At 71.0% G+C, this 15,188-nt stretch carries 14 protein-coding genes; 6 read left to right on the top strand and 8 right to left on the bottom strand.

The window, feature by feature from the left end; genetic code table 11:
- Positions 1-16: 16 nt before the first annotated feature.
- Entirely contained in the window at positions 17-1,912 is a 1,896-nt protein-coding gene (locus tag BM109_RS28480; RefSeq protein ID WP_093350931.1) for a sensor histidine kinase, read from the bottom strand.
- Between the two features lie 242 nt (positions 1,913-2,154).
- Positions 2,155-3,933 (bottom strand): 1-deoxy-D-xylulose-5-phosphate synthase, encoded by a 1,779-nt coding sequence (locus BM109_RS28475; RefSeq protein ID WP_093350438.1) that lies wholly within the window; start codon positions 3,931-3,933, stop codon positions 2,155-2,157.
- A gap of 133 nt (positions 3,934-4,066) precedes the next feature.
- On the opposite strand from BM109_RS28475, the gene BM109_RS41345 reads away from it, so the two are divergent.
- The 3 genes from BM109_RS41345 to BM109_RS28465 all read left to right on the top strand — a co-directional run bounded on the left by BM109_RS41345 (position 4,067) and on the right by BM109_RS28465 (position 7,560).
- Complete coding sequence (locus BM109_RS41345; RefSeq protein WP_177239489.1) at positions 4,067-4,264, top strand: hypothetical protein; 198 nt, start codon at positions 4,067-4,069, stop codon at positions 4,262-4,264.
- Positions 4,261-6,930, top strand: coding sequence for a pyruvate dehydrogenase (acetyl-transferring), homodimeric type (gene aceE / locus BM109_RS28470; protein WP_093350436.1), 2,670 nt, complete (start codon positions 4,261-4,263; stop codon positions 6,928-6,930). Before BM109_RS41345 ends, aceE begins: the two co-directional genes overlap by 4 nt.
- 72 nt (positions 6,931-7,002) lie before the next feature.
- Positions 7,003-7,560: a MarR family winged helix-turn-helix transcriptional regulator gene (locus BM109_RS28465; protein WP_093350433.1), complete on the top strand. Its 558-nt coding sequence runs from the start codon at positions 7,003-7,005 to the stop codon at positions 7,558-7,560.
- A gap of 1 nt (position 7,561) precedes the next feature.
- Here BM109_RS28465 and BM109_RS28460 read toward each other — a convergent pair whose 3' ends face one another.
- Entirely contained in the window at positions 7,562-8,122 is a 561-nt protein-coding gene (locus tag BM109_RS28460; protein WP_093350430.1) for an RNA 2'-phosphotransferase, read from the bottom strand.
- Positions 8,119-9,012 (bottom strand): LysR family transcriptional regulator, encoded by an 894-nt coding sequence (locus BM109_RS28455; RefSeq protein WP_093350427.1) that lies wholly within the window; start codon positions 9,010-9,012, stop codon positions 8,119-8,121. The genes BM109_RS28460 and BM109_RS28455 overlap by 4 nt, the downstream gene beginning before the upstream one ends.
- 95 nt (positions 9,013-9,107) lie before the next feature.
- Here BM109_RS28455 and BM109_RS28450 point away from each other — a divergent pair, with 95 nt between their 5' ends.
- Positions 9,108-9,608 (top strand): hypothetical protein, encoded by a 501-nt coding sequence (locus tag BM109_RS28450; protein ID WP_093350424.1) that lies wholly within the window; start codon positions 9,108-9,110, stop codon positions 9,606-9,608.
- 1 nt (position 9,609) lies between these two features.
- On the opposite strand, the gene BM109_RS28445 is transcribed toward BM109_RS28450, so the two are convergent.
- Both BM109_RS28445 and BM109_RS28440 read right to left on the bottom strand, forming a co-directional pair.
- Positions 9,610-10,338, bottom strand: a complete 729-nt coding sequence (locus BM109_RS28445) for a glutathione S-transferase (RefSeq protein WP_093350421.1) — start codon at positions 10,336-10,338, stop codon at positions 9,610-9,612.
- Positions 10,339-10,432: 94 nt separating this feature from the next.
- A complete protein-coding gene (locus BM109_RS28440) occupies positions 10,433-11,257 on the bottom strand; it encodes a sulfite exporter TauE/SafE family protein (protein ID WP_256222833.1) in 825 nt (274 codons plus the stop codon).
- A 115-nt stretch (positions 11,258-11,372) separates the two neighbouring features.
- Here BM109_RS28440 and BM109_RS28435 point away from each other — a divergent pair, with 115 nt between their 5' ends.
- Positions 11,373-12,158 (top strand): AraC family transcriptional regulator, encoded by a 786-nt coding sequence (locus BM109_RS28435; RefSeq protein ID WP_093350415.1) that lies wholly within the window; start codon positions 11,373-11,375, stop codon positions 12,156-12,158.
- On the opposite strand, the gene BM109_RS28430 is transcribed toward BM109_RS28435, so the two are convergent.
- Both BM109_RS28430 and baeS read right to left on the bottom strand, forming a co-directional pair.
- Positions 12,140-12,841 carry a response regulator gene (locus BM109_RS28430; protein ID WP_093350412.1) on the bottom strand — a complete coding sequence of 234 codons (702 nt, stop codon included), beginning with the start codon at positions 12,839-12,841 and terminating at the stop codon, positions 12,140-12,142. The two genes, BM109_RS28435 and BM109_RS28430, sit on opposite strands and share 19 nt — an antisense overlap.
- Entirely contained in the window at positions 12,838-14,223 is a 1,386-nt protein-coding gene (gene baeS, locus BM109_RS28425) for a sensor histidine kinase efflux regulator BaeS (RefSeq protein WP_093350409.1), read from the bottom strand. The genes BM109_RS28430 and baeS overlap by 4 nt, the downstream gene beginning before the upstream one ends.
- A gap of 167 nt (positions 14,224-14,390) precedes the next feature.
- Here baeS and BM109_RS28420 point away from each other — a divergent pair, with 167 nt between their 5' ends.
- On the top strand, positions 14,391-15,176 hold the full coding sequence (locus BM109_RS28420) for an SGNH/GDSL hydrolase family protein (protein WP_143129283.1): 786 nt from the start codon (positions 14,391-14,393) through the stop codon (positions 15,174-15,176).
- The last annotated feature ends 12 nt before the right edge of the window (positions 15,177-15,188 follow it).

Raw genomic sequence — 15,188 nt, 5'->3', positions numbered from 1 at the left:
CACTGTACCCGACGGCTCATGCCCCCGAAGGGCGCTCGGCCCGCACCAGCGGCAGCCACAGCAGGAAGCGCGTGCCCGCGGCATCCGACTCCCACGCCACGTGGCCCTGCACCGCGAGCGCGCGGCGCTGCATGTTCTGCAGGCCGCGGCCCCGGCCGCCGGTCAGGGCCTGCTCGACGTCGAAGCCCTGGCCGTTGTCCTCGATGCGCACCCACACGTGCGCGGCGTCCGTGCCGGTCGCCACGCGGATGGTGGTGGCGCGCGTGTGGCGCAGGATGTTGGAGATGCTTTCCTGCACGATGCGCAGCACGTGCAGCGCGCTCGACGGATCGAGCCACGGCAAAGGCGGGATCTCCTGCACCTCCCAGGTCAGCGACACGCCCATGCCCTCGAGCCGCGGCCCGAGCCGGTAGCGCAAGGTGGCGAGCAGCAGCAGCAGGTCGGCATCGATCGGCTCCATCGAATCGATGGTGAGCTTCAGGTCGTCGAGGCAGCCCTGGAGGATCTGCGACACCTTCTGGTCGCTGAGCCGGCCCTCTTCCACCGAGCGGATCGCGCTGATCAGCGAGGAGCCCAGCCCGTCGTGCATGTCCTGCATCAGCCGCTGGCGCTCGTCGCTGATGGTCTTCTGCCGCTCGACCTCGCGCAGCCGGCGATGGCTCAGGTCGAGCTCGCTCTCGCGCGCCTGCAGCCGCTGCGCGAGGCTGGCGTTGACGCGCTCCACCTCGCCGATCGCGTGCACGTAGCGCCGGTACAGCAGGATGCCGAAGACGCTGAAGGTGACGGCATTCGCATAGGCGCCCAGGTACCAGCCCTCGGGGCTCACGATGTTGTTCTGCACCATCCAGTCGGTGGCACCCAGCAGCACGCATGCGCCGATGCCGGCCGCCACCAGCCGCCCCTCGGGCGATCGGCGCCAGGCGCTGATGCCGCCCACCAGCCCGACCACCGTGCCCATGGCCGCCGCCACCAGGTAGATCAGCGGCGTGACCTGCGGCGTGTTCGGCAGCAGCGCGATGCCGGGCAGGGTCAGCACGCTGACGAGCAGCGTGATCGTCGTCACGGCCCAGGTCAGCAGCGTGAGCGGCCGGTCGTGCAGCTGCCGCAGCGCGAAGTGCACCACCGCCACCAGCCAGAACAGCGCATTGACCGTGAGCCAGGCGAACCAGTCGTTGGCGATCGGCAGCGCCACGTAGAAGTGCAGCCCGCGCAGGTACGAGGTGGTCGCGAGGTTGAAGAACAGCAGGTAGCCGGTCTCGTGGCGCCGCCACAGCCATACGAACAGCGCGAACACGCCCACCGCCATGAAGGCCGCGCTCAGCATCGCGGGCAGTTCCTGCTGCAGCCACTGGCGCATCTGGTAGCGGCCCTTGAGCGCATCGGCCGGGCCCAGCCACAGCGAGGCGATGCCGACCTGCGCGGCGCGCGTGTGCTCGAGCCGGATCAGGATCTCGGCCGGCCGCGCGGCCGAGCCGTCGTCGCGCTGCTCGAACACCACCCACAACGGCGTGCGGGTGCTGTTCCACAGCGGCCCCAGCTCCTGTGCGCGATGCACCAGCCGACCATCGGCATAGACCGCGATCGTGCCGTCGGTCTTCACGCGCGCGCCGTACAGCGCCAGCGGTCCGCGCAGGCCGGGATGGGGCGGCACCTTCAGCCGCAGCCAGGTGATGCGCGTCTCCTTGCCCGGGTTCGAGATCGTGTTGGCGTCGGCCTGGGCCAACAGCGCGATCGGCAGCGCCAGTGGCAGCTCGACCGGCTGCCAGGCATCGGGCAGCGACTGGCTGCCGAAGATCAGCGGCGGCGCCATGAAGCCGTTCGCGCGCTGCACCTGCCAGTCGGCCCGCGTGATGTGCTGCGTCGCGCCCGGCGGGTACTTGCCGCCCGAGTGGTCGCCGAAGAAGGCGCCCATGCCCACCAGCAGCGCCACCGACAGCGCGAACACCAGGCAGGCGATCGGCGACGGCAGGCGCGCCCTCGCCCGGGCCAGGGGCCCCTCGCCTTCACGGCGGATGTCGGTGGAAGCGTTTTTGAAGAACAAGGCGCGCCGGGTGCGGAGGATTCGGCGCGAATTGTCGGGCAGAGCCCTGGCGCCGCGCCATGCCGGCGGGGCAAGAGGCGCGTTTGCCCTACATCCGCGCGTTGCGCGGGCCGTCAGTGCATTTCGACGAACGCCCGGATCGCCCCGACGATGCCCGCTGCATCGAGGCCCTGCAACGCGAGCAGTTCGCTTCGATCCCCATGCCCGATGAAGACGTCGGGCAAGCCCAGGCGAAGCACCCGCACGGGCAGCCCCTCCATCGCGATGCGCTCCGCGCAGGCCGCGCCGGCGCCGCCGATGGCCGAGGCCTCCTCGAGCGTGACGAGCACCTCGTGCGTCGCGGCCAGTTCGAGCAGTAGCGCTTCGTCCAGCGGCTTGACGAAGCGCATGTTGGCGACGGTCGCGTCGAGCGCTTCGGCGGCTTCCATCGCGGCGTGGAGCAAGGGGCCGAAGGCGAGCAGCGCCACCCTGGCGGGCTTGCTCCTCGCCGAGCTACGCACGACCTCGCCGCGACCGATCGCCAGGGGCTGGTCCGTGCGAACGCCGTCGTCCGCGGGCACGACGGCCCGCGGGTAGCGCACCGCCGATGGCCCATCGTGGCCCAACCCCAGCGCGAGCATGCGCCGGCACTCGTGTCCGTCGGCCGGCGTCATCAGCAGCAGGTTCGGAATGCAGCGCAGCGCCGCGACATCGAAGGCGCCCAGGTGCGTGGCGCCGTCGCCGCCCGCGATCCCCGCGCGGTCGATCGCGAACAGCACCGGCAGTTGCTGCAGGCAGACGTCGTGGACGAGCTGGTCGTAGCCGCGCTGGAGAAAGGTCGAATAGATCGCGACGATCGGCCGCATGCCGGCCGCCGCGAGCCCCGCGGCCAGCGTCACCGCATGCTGCTCCGCGATGGCGGCATCCACGAAGCGCGAGGGAAACCGCCGCTCGAAATCGACCAGGCAGGAGCCCTCGCGCATCGCGGGCGTGATCGCGACGACCGCGGGATCGTTCGCCGCGGCATCGCAGACCCATTCGCCGAAAACCTGGCTGAAGGTCGGGCGGCTCGCCGCCTTGGCGACCACGCCCACGGCGAGATCGAAAGGACCGGGGCCGTGGTAGGTGGTCGGGTCCGCCTCGGCCGGTGCGTAGCCCCGGCCCTTTTGCGTGACGACGTGGATGACCTGCGGCGCGCGCGATCGCTTCGCGGCGTGGAACGCGGCCACGAGCGCCTCGACATCGTGGCCGTCGATGGGACCGGTGTAGCGCAGGCCGAGCAGCTCGAACAACGAGCGGTGATCTCCTCGAGCAGAAGCGCCGCGCTCGACCAGCCCGCGCAGATGCCGGTGCAGCGCGCCCAGCGCGGGCGAGATCGACATCCCGTTGTCGTTGAGCACCACGACGAGCGGCAGGGTCGCGAAGCTGCCCGCATGGTTGAGCGCCTCGAAAGTCATGCCCGCCGACAGCGCGCCGTCGCCGACGATCGCGACGGCATGCCGGCCATCGTCGCGCATGCCCATCGCCAGGCCCAGCGCCGCCGAGACGGCCGTGCCTGCATGGCCGGCACCGAAGGGGTCGTAGGGCGATTCGTCCCTCGACGTGAAACCCGACAGGCCACCCACCTTGCGCAGGGTGCCCATGGCCGGGCCGCGGCCCGTGAGGATCTTGTGCGCATAGCACTGGTGGCCGACGTCCCATACCAGCGCATCGCGTGGCGTGTCGAAGGCGTGGTGCAAGGCGAGCGTGAGCTCGACCACGCCGAGGTTCGAGGCGAGATGGCCGCCGGTTCGCGACACCCTGCGCAGCAGCGCGCGTCGGAGATCGGTGGCCACCGCGGCGAGGTCCGCGGGATCGAGGTCGCGCAACTGCGCGGGCGTGGGAAAGCTGGATGACGGGTCGGAGGGCGGCATGGATGCCTTTGGGTTCTCGAGGGGTTGTCTTCGGCCCCGGCGGGCGCCATGGGCATGGGTACGGATCTGCCACATCAATAGTTGCTATCGCATGCAGATAGATCCGTTGTGATCGAGGTCATGGCGGCGAATCATGGCCAGTTCAGCCTTCTTCATCCCCCACATCGCCTCGATCCACGCCAGGCAGGTTACAGCACAACTGATTGCATTTGCAATCAACTGGGGATACATTGCCGTTGCGCATTGCACGATTCATATCCACATAATGAAATTCAGTGAGATGCGAACGACGTTCGAACAACGAACCGCACAACGAAGGAGCAACGAATGAACGACTTGGCGAGCGCGGACGACATCGATCCGCAAGAGACACGCGAATGGCTCGACGCCATGCGCGCCGTGGTGGTCCACGAAGGCCGCGACCGGGCCCACTACCTGCTGGACCAGTTGATCGAGCAGGACCACGCGGCCGCCGGCCGCTATGCCGCGCCGCGCACCACGCCCTACGTGAACACCGTGCGCGTCGCCGATCAGCCGGCCTTTCCGGGCGACGTGAACATCGAGCTGCGGCTCGACGCCTACCTGCGCTGGAATGCGATGGCGCTGGTGCTGCGCGCGGGCAAGCACTCGGGCGTCGGCGGCCACATCGCGACCTATGCCTCGGCCACCACGCTCTACGAAACCGGCTACCGGCACTTCTTCCGCGCCGCCACGCCCGGGTTCCTCGGCGACATGCTCTACATCCAGGGCCATTCCTCGCCGGGCATCTATGCGCGCGCCTACCTCGAGGGGCGCCTGTCGGAGCAGCAGATGGACCGCTTCCGGCGCGAGATCGGCGGCGGCCTCGCCTCCTATCCACATCCGCGCACGATGCCGGACTTCTGGCAGTTCCCGACCGTCTCGATGGGCCTGGGTCCGCTGATGGCCGCCTACCAGGGCCGCTACATGCGCTACCTCGAGGACCGCGGACTGATCCCGGCGCAGGGCCGCAAGGTCTGGGCCTTCCTCGGCGACGGCGAGCAGGACCAGCCCGAGACCCTGGCCGCGGTCGCGATGGCGGGCCGCGAGAAGCTCGACAACCTGATCTTCGTGGTGAACTGCAACCTGCAGCGCCTCGACGGCCCGGTGCGCGGCAACGCCAAGATCATCCAGGAGCTCGAGAGCGTCTACCGCGGCGCGGGCTGGAACGTGATCAAGGTCGTCTGGGGCAGCGGCTGGGACGAGCTGCTGGCGCAGGACCACGACGGCCGGCTGCACCGGCGCATGATGGAATGCGTCGACGGCGAATACCAGGCCTTCAAGTCGCACGGCGGCGACTACGTGCGCGAACACTTCTTCGGCAAGGACCCCGAGCTGCGCCAGCGCGTCGCGCACCTGAGCGACGCACAGATCGGCGCCCTCGCCCGCGGTGGCCACGATCCCTTGAAGGTGCATGCGGCCTATGCCGCCGCCGTGCGCCACGCGGGTCAGCCGACCGTGATCCTCGCCAAGACGGTGAAGGGCTACGGCATGGGCGCGGCCGGCGAAGCGGCCAACATCAACCACCAGTTGAAGAAGATGGGCGACCCCGCCGTGCGCGCCTTCCGCGATCGCTTCGCGATTCCGGTGCCCGACGAACGGCTCGAGGAGATTCCATACATCAAGCCCGCGCCCGGCAGCCCCGAGGCCGCCTGCCTCGAGGCCGGGCTGCAGCGCGCTGGCGGGCTCCTGCCGTCACGCTCGCGCGGACCGGGCCCGCTGGCGACGCCCGCGCTCGCGGCCTTCGCGAGCCATCTGCAAAGCAGCGGCGAGCGCGAGTACGCCACCACCATGGCCTTCGTGCGCATCCTCGCGCAACTGCTCAAGGACCCGGTGCTGGGCCCGCGCGTGGTGCCGATCGTGCCCGACGAGTCGCGCACCTTCGGCATGGACGGCATGTTCCGCCAGGTCGGCATCTACTCGCACGTGGGCCAGCTCTACACGCCGCAGGACGCGGACCAGCTGAGCTTCTACAAGGAGGACCGCCAGGGGCAGATCCTGCAGGAAGGCATCAACGAATCGGGCGCGATGTCGTCCTGGATCGCGGCGGCGACCGCGCACAGCACGCACGGCGTCGCCACCATCCCGTTCTACATCTTCTATTCGATGTTCGGCTTCCAGCGCGTGGGCGACCTGGCCTGGGCCGCCGGCGACATCCGCGCGCGCGGCTTCCTGTTGGGCGCGACCTCGGGCCGCACCACGCTCGAGGGCGAGGGCCTGCAGCACGACGACGGCCACAGCCACGTGCTGTCGTCGGTGATCCCGTCGTGCGTGTCCTACGACCCGGCCTACGCGTACGAGATCGCGGTCATCGTGCAGGACGGGCTGCGCAGGATGTACGGCGAGCCGCAGGAGGATGTCTTCTACTACCTCACGCTGCTCAACGAGAAGACCGCGCATCCGGCGATGCCCGAAGGTTCCGAGGCAGGCATCGTGAAAGGCATGTACCGCCTGAAGCGGGGCACTCGTGCCGCCGGCGCGCCGCATGTGCAGCTGATGGGCAGCGGCGCGATCCTCTCCGAGGTGATCGCGGCCGCCACGCTGCTGCAGCGCGACTTCGGCGTGAGCGCCGACATCTGGAGCGTGACCAGCTTCTCGGAGCTGCGCCGCAACGGCCTCGAAGCCGAGCGCTGGAACCGCCTGCATCCGGCGCAGGCACCGCGCGCTTCGTATGTCGCGCAGTGCCTGGCCGGCCAGGACGGACCGGCGATCGCCGCCACCGACTACATGAAGATCGTGCCCGACCAGATCCGGCCCTTCGTCGGCGATCGCCGCTTCGTGACCCTGGGCACCGACGGCTTCGGCCGCTCCGACACGCGCGAAGCGCTGCGCGCCTTCTTCGAGGTCGACCGCCATCACGTCGCGCTCGCGGCGCTCAAGGCGCTGGCCGACGACGGCGCGGTCGACGCGGAACTGCCGGCGCGGGCCCTGTCGCTCTACGGCATCGACCCCGAGGCCAGGTACGCGGCACTCCCATAGCGGTGCGCGCCCGGGTGGCCGGCGCGGCGGAGAGAGAATCGAGGCTCACTCCCGAAAGCGCTCTCCACCCGTATGGCAACGCCCCGTTCCACCGCCGTGCGCGGCACCTCCACCTGGGCCTCCTTCATCAGCGCCTATGTGCTGGTGCTCGACTTCATGGAGGACAGCTTCCGCAAGGAAGGCCTGCCGCCGCTGACCTGGTACGACGTGCTGTGGCTGCTCGACGCCTCGCCGAACGGCCGCATGCGCATGCACGAGCTCGCGGAGCGCGCGGTCTACAGCCGCAGCTTCATCTCGCGCATCGTCACCACGCTCGAGGCCGAGGGCCTGGTGGTGCGCGAGGTCGACGAGACCGACGGGCGCGGCCGCGTCGCGGTGCTGACCGAGCAGGGCCGCGCGCTGCGCCGCAAGATGTGGCCGCCCTACCAGAAGCTCATCCACGAGATGTTCAACGAGCACATGACGGCTTCGGAGCTCGAGTCGATGGAGCGCGGCCTGCGCCGCGTGATCGCGGGCGCGCACCAGCGCAACCAGGACCTGCGCAGCGCCGCGGCGCTGCCCGCCGCCGAACCCCGCACCACCCGCAAGCGCTCGCGCTCACGCTCGACCACCCAGCGCTCGGGCGCGTAGATCAGGCGGACGAAGGCCAGCCAGACAGGAATCGCGGCGGCACCGCCTCCGTCAGCCAGACCCCGTTCTCCGCGCGATGGAAGGCATGGCCCAGCGCCTGCATTCCGCCCGCATCGACCCGCAGCACATGCGCCTTGCCATGGCGCTGCCCGACCTGCACGGCGGTCGCCTCGTCGGCCGACAGGTGCACATGCTGCCGCGCGCCGGGCCGCAGGCCTTCGGCGCGGATCGATGCGAGGAAGCGCGTGGCCGTGCCATGGAACAGCACGGCCGGTGGCTCCGCCGGTTCGAAGCTGCGGCGGACCTGCGGCGTCGAATGGCCCTGCAGCGCGCGGATGCAGCGGCCGTCGGCCGACAGCGCGTAGCGCTTCTTCGCGCCCCGCTCGACCGCATCGACCGCCTGCACGACCTGCGCATGCGTGAGCGCGCGGCCCGCGGCCACCGCGCCGGCCACCAGCGCATCGATCTCGGCCCAGCCCTCGGCATCGAGCGCGAGGCCGATGGATTCGGGCGCATGCCGCAGCACGTAGGCGATGAACCGGCTCGCGTCCTCGGGCGTCATGCGTTCTTCCAGTGGTCGGCCTGCGCGAGCAGCGCATTCCACAGGCGCTGCGCATGCACGGACGGCGGACGGTCGGCCGCGCGGAACAGGTGGTACTCGAGCGGCGGATAGCCCTGCAGCGGCACCGCCACCAGGCCCTTGGGAATGCGGCAGCAGGCATTCACCACCGTCAGCCCGAAGCCCAGTTGGGCGAAGCGCAGCATCAGCTCCCAGCCATCGGCCTCGAGCGAGGGCTGCCACGACACCGACTCGGCCTGCAGCAGCCGGCCGAGCAGTTCGCGGTGCGGCCGACCCGCGGGCGGCACGATCAGGTTCGCGCCCTGCAGGTCGCGCAAGCGCACCGAACGGCGCGAGGCCAGCGCATGCGCGCGCGGCAGCACCAGCACCTGGCCGACGACCGTGAGCCGCACCGCATGCAGGTCGGCCGGCACGCCGCCCAGCGGTGCGATGCCCAGCTGTGCCTGGCCCGCTCGCACCGCCTGCACCGAGGCGTCGCGGTTGCGCGTGAGCAATTGCAGGTGCGGCGAGGCCCCCGGCCCCGAGAACTGCGACAGCGCCTTGCCCAGCAGGTAGAGGTAGGCACCCTCGCCGGCCGCGAGGCTCACCACCGCCTGCTCCTGCCCCTGCGCGAGCCCCTTCACGAAGCGCTGGTTGAGCAGCAGCAGCTCGCGCGCATGGCGCGCCACCTGTTCGCCCGCGCTCGTGAGCTGCAGCGCGCTGCCCACGCGCAGGTAGAGCTTGGCGTCGAGCTGCTCCGCGAGCTTGCGCACCTTCGCATGCAGCGCCGGCTGGCTGATGTGCAGCAGGCGCGCCGATTCGCTGAAGTTCAGCGTGTCGGCGAACACGGCGAAGGATTGCAGCGCGTCGAGGTTGGTGCGGGGGATGTCCACCTATCCATTCTATGGATAGCCCATCGCATATCGGTAGTTCCTGGTGATTGGCTTCGTTCCTACGATCCACCGCACACACAAGAAAGGAACACGACATGAAGAACGCATCGCAACATCTCCCGCGCCTGGGCATCGACATCGGCCGCGTGCTGATCGCGGCCGAACGGGCCGACGGCGGCGACACCGCCTTCATCGGCGGCTCGCTGCGGGACGCGCTCGACACGCCGCCCTACGAAGGCATGTTCGAGGCCGTCGCGCCGCTGGTCGATCGCTTCGAGGGCCGCGTCTGGCTGGTGTCGAAGTGCGGACCGAGCGTGCAGGCCAAGAGCCGCGCCTGGCTCGCGCACCACCGCTTCTTCGAACGCACGGGCATGGCGCCCGGCAACCTGCGCTTCTGCCTGAAGCGTCCACAGAAGGCCGACCACTGCCGCGAACTGGGCATCACGCATTTCATCGACGACCGCAGCGATGTGCTGCGCCACCTCGAAGGCATCGTGCCGAAGCGCTACCTGTTCGGCCCGCAGGCCAGGCCCGTGACCGTGGCCGGCCTGGTGCCGCTGCCCGCATGGCGAGATGCGGCGGCACTGGTGCGCTGAATCAGGCGTCCAGCTCGGGATAGCGCCGGAAGATGCCGTCCTCGTTGAAGGCGATGCGGCGCGGGCTCTGCAGGTACGCCTGCACGCTCTGGCGGCGCCGGACGTTGGCATGCAGCTTCGCCACCGCCGGCGTCTTCGCGAGCGCGTGCGCGGTGGCCTTGGGAAAGGCGTACTGCAGTCCGTCGACCAACTGGAACAGGGAGAGGTCGGCGTAGGTCAGCACGTCGCCCACCAGGTGCAGGTCGCCCGAGGGATTGCGCTGCAGCACGCGCTCGAACCAGTTCAGGAACTTCGGGATGCGCTGCTCGCGGAAGCCCTTCGCACGCGCCAGCGCGGCGTCGCGCTGGTCCTCGTAGTAGTCGCCGGTCGAGAGCGGATGGTGCGTGTCGTGCGCCTCGGCCACCGCGTCGGCGATGGTGAGCTGCAGCTGATGCGTCCACAGGCCGTCCGATTCGCCGACGCCGGCCAGGCCCAGGCGCGGCCCCAGGTAGAGCAGGATCGCGGCGGTCTGGCCGACAACGATGTCGCCGTCGACGAGGAAGGGCGGTGCGAATGGCGGCCGCGTCTGCAGGGGATCGGCAAGCCGGCGGCCAAGGGCGCTTTCGCCGCCGCCCTGGTCCTCGCGCTCGCGCGCCACGTCGACATAGTCGGCACCGGCGGCCTCGAGCGCGAGCCGCACGAATTCGCCGCGGCCCTGGATGGTGGGCCAGTAATGGAGTTGGTAAGGCATGCGGCCATGGTGGCAGGCCCGGCGCGGCGCCGCAACCGCCGGCGCCCAACTGTCGAACTTCGATGACAAGCAGGCGCGCGTTTCGCGAACCGGCTCAGCGCAGCAGCATGCCCAGCAGCACCACCACCAGCAGCGCGAGGTAGCCCCAGGCATGCACGCGGTCGGGCAGGCGGCCGATCAGCGGCGCGGCGGCGCGCACGCCCAGCAGCGATCCGGCGACCAGCGCGGCGAAGGCCGGCAGGTCCACGTAGCCGAGGTGCCAGCCCTCGAGCGCCGCGCCCGAGCGCCAGGCCAGCGCCATGTAGGTGGCGGTGCCGGCCAGCGCGATGGGCAGCGACAGCGGATTGGCCATGGCGGTGGCGCGCGTCATGTCGATGCCGCGGCGGCGCATCAGCGGCACGGTCATCACGCTGCCGCCCACGCCGAGGAAGGCCGCGATCAGGCCGATGACGAAGCTGCCCGCGGTGGCGATGCCGCGCGAGAGCGGCGCGATGGCCGCCGTCGCCGTGGCACGGCGCACGATGAAGCCCGGGCGCAACAGGCAGTCGAGAAGGGTGACGCCCAGGTAGACGATGAAGGCCAGCCGTACGAACCCGCCATCGGCCTGCACCGCGGCCGCGGCACCGACGATGGCGCCGAGGCCGATGAAGCCGAGCAGCGGCCGGATCAGCGGCCAGTCGATGGTGCCGGCGCGCTGGTGGCGCCGCGTGGCGAGCAGCGCGCTCACGATCATCACGCAGGTCGAGGTCGCCACCGCGATGTGCATGGCCGCGCGGCCGGTGGCGCTGTGCTCGCCATGCGCGAGCAGCAGCACGCGGTAGAGCAGCGGCACCACGACGAAGCCACCGCCGAAACCGAACAGCACGGTGGTGACGCCCGCGAGGCCACCGAAGACCGCGAGCAGGACATAGATCCACACGAGAGGCACTCCAGGAGAACGAAGACAGGCCTCGAAGATAGGCCGCTGCCGTGCGGCGCGCCCGCGCAAGCCGGACAATGATGTTTTCGTTCCGGCCAAGCCACTTCTTCCCCTCATGCGCAATGTCCCGATCGATGCCGTCGACGCCATCGCCCGCCCGGTGCTCGCGATCGGCACCGACTACCCGCCGGGCCAGCTGCTGCCCACGCACAGCCATCGGCGCGCGCAGTTCCTCTACGGCGCCACCGGCGTGATGGAGGTCGGCACCGACGACGGTGCCTGGGTGGTGCCGCCGCAGCGCGGCGTGTGGATACCGGCGGGCCAGCCGCACCGCGTGCGCATGCTGGGCGTGAGCACGCGCAGCCTCTACATCGAGCCGCGCGAGGCGCCGCGCCATGGCCGCCAGTGCGAGGTGCTCGAGGTGTCGCCGCTGCTGCGCCAGCTGCTGATGGCAGCCGTCGAGGTGCCCGCCGAGTACGAGCGCCAGGGCCGCGACGGCCTGCTGATGCGGCTCGCGCTGCACGAGCTGGCGCGCGCCGAGGCGCTGCCGCTGCACCTGCCGCTGCCGCGCGAGCCGGCGCTGGCCGCGCTGTGCCTGGACTTCCTGCGCGCGCCCAACATCCACGCCACGCCGGCGCAATGGGCCGCGCGGCTGCATGTGAGCGAACGCACCTTCAGCCGCCGCTTCGGCCGCGAGACCGGCATGGCCTTCGGCCAGTGGCGCCAGCGCGCCTGCGTGCTGCTGGCGCTGTCGCGATTGGCGGCCGGCGAGCCGGTGACGACGGTGGCGCTGGACCTGGGCTACGACAGCCCCGCCGCGTTCTCGACCATGTTCCGCCGCACGCTGGGCCGCCCGCCCTCGCACTTCGCCGAAGCGGGCGCTCAGAGCTCCATGCGGTAGCCGACGCTGTAGATCGACTTGATCCAGTCCTCCGAGCCACCGGCCTCGGCGAGCTTGCGGCGCAGGTTCTTGATGTGGCTGTCGATGGTGCGATCGGTCACGACGCGCCGGTCGTCGTAGATGCGGCCCAGCAACTGGTCGCGCGAGAAGGCACGGCCCAGCGCCCCATGCAGCACGGCCAGCAGGCGGAACTCGACCGGCGTGAGGTCGAGCTCGCGGCCGCGCACGCTGGCGCGGCCCGTGGCCTCGACCACCAGCAGCGGGGCCTGCGCCGACGCGGCCGCGGGCCTGGCGCTCGCGGCCCGATGCCGCCGCAGCACCGCGCCCACGCGCGCCACCACCTCGCGCGGGCTGAAGGGCTTGCACACGTAGTCGTCGGCGCCGATCTCCAGCCCCAGCAGGCGATCGACCTCCTCGACGCGCGCGGTGACCATGATCACCGGCACCGCGCCGAGGCGCCGCAGGTCGCGGCAGATCTCCACACCGTCGCGGCCGGGCAGCATCAGGTCGAGCAGCACCAGGTCGGGCCGCTGCGCATGGAAGGCCGGCAGCGCCGCGTTGCCGTCGGCGACCCAGTGGTGCGTGTAGCCGGCCGCCGCGAGGTAGTCGCCGAGCACGGCCGCCAGCCGCGGCTCGTCCTCGACGACGAGCACATGGCCCAGGGTCGGAAGGCCCGAGCTCATGCGTCGATCCCCGGCAGGTCGATGACGATGCGCAGTCCGCCGAACGGCGAGGCCTGGGCCTGGATGCGGCCCTCGTGCGCCTCGACGATGTTGCGGCAGATCGCCAGGCCCAGCCCGCTGCCGCCGCTGGCGCGGTTGCGCGAGCCCTCGACGCGGTAGAAGCGCTCGAACAGCTTCCCGAGCTTGTCGCTCGGCACGCCGGGCGCGCCGTCCTCCACCACGATGCGCACGCCGCTCTCGTGACGATCGGCGCGCACCTGCACCACGCCGCCGCGGTCGGTGTAGCGCAGCGAGTTCTCGAGCAGGTTCGCCGCCAGTTGCTGCAGCCGCCGCTCGTCGCCGCTGATGGACAGCGGTGCCTGCGCGATCCGTACCCGCAGCTCGAGCCCCTCCGCCTCGAGCCGGCCCTGCATGCTGCCGACCGCCGCGCGCAGCACGGTGGCGACGTCGATCGGCGTGCGCCGGTAGGTCATCGCGCCGATGTCGGTCAGCGAGAGGTCGTGCAGGTCGTCGACCAGCTTGCCCAGCCGGCCGACCTCGGCATGCATCGCATCGACCGACTGCGCGGTGGTCGAGCGGATGCCGTCCTGGATCGCCTCGAGTTCGGCGCGCAGCACCGCCAGCGGCGTGCGCAGCTCGTGCGAGATGTCGGCCATGAAGGTGCGGCGCGCGCGCTCGGTGTGTTCCAGCGTCTGCGCCATGCGGTTGAAGTCCTTCGCGAGATGGCCGAGCTCGTCGTTCGAGCCGACCTCGATGCGCGAGGCGTAGTCGCCGGCGGCCAGCCGCTGCGTGGCGCGGGCCATGCCGCGCACCCGCCGCAGCAGCGCGCGCGACAGCACGAAGGTCAGCAGCGCCGCCACCGCGATCGAGCCCAGGCCGATCAGCGTCAGGGCCTTGAACTGCCGTTCGAGGAAGCGCGCGTCGTCCTTGGGCAACACGTCCTCGAAGGGCACCATCGCCACCCAGCCGACGATGCGCCCGTCGACCGTCACCGGCAGCCGGATCGAGTCCGGCCCGACCGAGGGATTGCCGACCACGCGGCGCAGGTGCGCGTCGAGCAGGCCGATGCGCGCGAGGGCGCCGGTCTGGTCGGACGAGGCGAGCTGCGGCGCCGGATCCACGCCGGGTTCGCGCGCGATCGGCAGCACCAGCTCCATCCAGTTGCGGAAGTCCTGCCGCAGGAACTGCCAGTCGCCGTGCGCCGCATAGGCCGCGGCCACGCGCGGCAGCATCTCCTCGACATGCGCGCGGCCCTGCTGGTTGAGGTAGCCGAGGAAGCCGCGCGCGAACACGAAGCGCATGGCGCCGGCCTGAACCACCACCACGGCGGCGCAAGCCACCAGCAGGAAGAAGAAGAGCTTGGTCCGGATGCCGATTCTCATGATGGATGCCGATGATGCCGCGCGGGGCGATGGCACGGGCGGCCCTGCGGCGATTGGCTGCGCGACGGCCCGCAAAAGCAAGCAAGGCCATGTCGGGGGTACGATCTTCACAGTTGCTCCACATTGCACTCGCAAGATGGCGACCTCGGAACCGGATTCCCCCTCCCATGTCTTCCCATCTCGCAGTGCACGCCCGTGCGCGCCAGGCCTCGCGCGCGTCGCGGGCCCTCCTTTCCCTCCTGGGTGCCTGCGCGCTCGCGGCCTGCGGAGTGTCCGCCCCCGACAAGGCCCGGCCGCCCGCGCCCGTGGCGCTCGCGCCAGCGGTGCCGTTTGCGCCGGCCGTGCAGCGCGCGCCCGAGGCGCCGCCCCAGGTCGCCGCCGCGCCCGCCACGCCGGCGGCCCCTGCCGCCGCGGCCGCGCCCAATTGCAGCGTCGTGCTCTATGGCGACTCGATCCTGCACGGCGGCTACGGCGGCAACCAGCGGCTGGCCGAACCGCCGGCCGCGGCGCTGAAGCGGCTGCGGCCGCGCTACACCATCGACGACCGCACCGCCAATGGCGAGACGGCCACCACGCGCGCCGCGAGCTTCGCGAGCGAGAAGCGCGAGGCGCGGTTCGTGGTCATCGGCCACGGCATCAACGACGCGGCGCTGTCGCTGCCGGTGGAGGCTCCGCTGCGCAGCATGATCGCCACCGCGATGCGCGAGGGCCGGGTCGTGATCGTCACGGGGCTGTCGCGCCAGCGCATCGCGGTGCCGGGCCGCGACAAGTACGACGCGGCCATCCGCAAGGTGGCGCAGGACACCGGCGCGGGCTTCGCCGACTGGGGTGCGGAAGAGTTCAGGGCCAGCGAGATGGCCGACATCCTGCATCCGGCAGGCGCCTATTCGCAGCGGCTGTCGATGCGCATCGTGCAGACGCTCGACCGGCTGGCGCCGGATTGCCGGGTCTGAAGCGCGGGCGAC

This window comes from Variovorax sp. PDC80 (assembly GCF_900115375.1).
GTDB lineage: Bacteria > Pseudomonadota > Gammaproteobacteria > Burkholderiales > Burkholderiaceae_C > Variovorax.
This window is presented reverse-complemented; position numbering and strand designations above follow the sequence as displayed.

Coding starts and splice junctions, on each gene's coding strand:
- BM109_RS28480 (WP_093350931.1), bottom strand. CDS start 1,912: ATGGGCGCCTTCTTCGGCGACCACTCGGGCGGCAAGTACCCGCCGGGC.
- BM109_RS28475 (WP_093350438.1), bottom strand. CDS start 3,933: ATGCCGCCCTCCGACCCGTCATCCAGCTTTCCCACGCCCGCGCAGTTG.
- BM109_RS41345 (WP_177239489.1), top strand. CDS start 4,067: ATGGCCAGTTCAGCCTTCTTCATCCCCCACATCGCCTCGATCCACGCC.
- aceE (WP_093350436.1), top strand. CDS start 4,261: ATGAACGACTTGGCGAGCGCGGACGACATCGATCCGCAAGAGACACGC.
- BM109_RS28465 (WP_093350433.1), top strand. CDS start 7,003: ATGGCAACGCCCCGTTCCACCGCCGTGCGCGGCACCTCCACCTGGGCC.
- BM109_RS28460 (WP_093350430.1), bottom strand. CDS start 8,122: ATGACGCCCGAGGACGCGAGCCGGTTCATCGCCTACGTGCTGCGGCAT.
- BM109_RS28450 (WP_093350424.1), top strand. CDS start 9,108: ATGAAGAACGCATCGCAACATCTCCCGCGCCTGGGCATCGACATCGGC.
- BM109_RS28445 (WP_093350421.1), bottom strand. CDS start 10,338: ATGCCTTACCAACTCCATTACTGGCCCACCATCCAGGGCCGCGGCGAA.
- BM109_RS28435 (WP_093350415.1), top strand. CDS start 11,373: ATGCGCAATGTCCCGATCGATGCCGTCGACGCCATCGCCCGCCCGGTG.
- BM109_RS28430 (WP_093350412.1), bottom strand. CDS start 12,841: ATGAGCTCGGGCCTTCCGACCCTGGGCCATGTGCTCGTCGTCGAGGAC.
- baeS (WP_093350409.1), bottom strand. CDS start 14,223: ATGAGAATCGGCATCCGGACCAAGCTCTTCTTCTTCCTGCTGGTGGCT.
- BM109_RS28420 (WP_143129283.1), top strand. CDS start 14,391: ATGTCTTCCCATCTCGCAGTGCACGCCCGTGCGCGCCAGGCCTCGCGC.